The following is a 1,086-nucleotide window of genomic DNA, read 5'->3' as shown; positions in this document are numbered from 1 at the left end:
CCATATTCTTGCAGTTCAGAGCACCTTTCTTCATGATCAACACGCGGCCGGGGCATGACCAGCGTGAAAGCCCGAGGCTAATTTTGTTCTCAGAACATCCCCCTTGTGCCCCGGCATCACCTCCCCCCGATGCCGGGGCACGATCATGCGCAGGGTCAGACGAGAAGATCGAGGGATGACACATACGAGGCCAGGTCGGATCCCGGTGGGCGATCCGATCGGGCTTCGCTTCGACACTGAGACCAAACGCAGACTCGACGAGATGGCCGGGGGATCGGCCCGCGCCGATTCGAGGCGCTCATCCGCGTGGCCAGCCGGCGACTGGTCGCCAAACCCCACAGCGTCGGTCCTGCTCTCGCGGAACACCGTCGCCTCTCCGAAGCGCTTCGGACGATTCCGCTGGTCAAGCTCAAAATGAAGCTCGAACCCGAGACCGTGCAAGAATTCGGGGCCCTGGCCGCCGACCACGACACCACGGCCAGCGCACTCATGCGGGTCGCGCTGCACCATTCGAGGAAGCGCCCGGCCCCTACAAACACCCGATGCTCCGCGAAGCCGAGCGAACCGGACTGTCCGACCGGGTCGACGTCATGGTCAACCCGTCCAGCAGACAGCGAATCTGGCACCTCGCCGGCCGATACGGCGACACGCTCAACACCGCACTCCTTCGGGTAGTGCTACGGCGACTGCTCGACGAGCCCGGTGACCTCGCCGCAGACCTGGAAACCATCGCCCCGCTGCGCGATCTGCGGCCCGAGAACTATCCCGCCACGATCAAGGTGCACTTCGACGACCCGTTACGCGCCAAGCTCGACGAGCTGGCCGCACAGGTCGGGTCCGACCGCACCGAGCTCGTCCGCCTGGCCGCCCGCCGTGTGCTCGACCAGCCCAGCCTGATCGAGCAAGCCGTGAACAACGAGATCATCCGCAGCGAGAAACACAAAGCGCACCTGATGGCCCGGCACGCCCGCCGCCAGGCACGACGCCACATACAGCCCGACTGATCACCCTGTAGCGTCTCGCTTTCGATGACATCTCAAGAAGCTGCGACCTGCGCGTTTCTAAGTTGTCTCGAGGTGTGACCGT

1 protein-coding gene is annotated in these 1,086 nt (G+C 64.4%); it reads left to right on the top strand.

What is annotated here, in order from left to right; all coding sequences use genetic code 11:
* The first annotated feature begins 542 nt into the window (after positions 1-542).
* The gene (locus tag MLGJGCBP_RS51945) at positions 543-1,004 is read left to right on the top strand and encodes a ribbon-helix-helix domain-containing protein (RefSeq protein ID WP_236581248.1); all 462 of its coding nucleotides are present in this window, start codon (positions 543-545) and stop codon (positions 1,002-1,004) included.
* The last annotated feature ends 82 nt before the right edge of the window (positions 1,005-1,086 follow it).

The organism is Rhodococcus sp. T7 (assembly GCF_009872365.1).
In the GTDB taxonomy this organism is placed as follows: Bacteria; Actinomycetota; Actinomycetes; order Mycobacteriales; family Mycobacteriaceae; genus Rhodococcus_F.
Note: the sequence above shows the minus strand (reverse complement) of the source record. Positions and strands in the feature narration are given on the sequence as shown.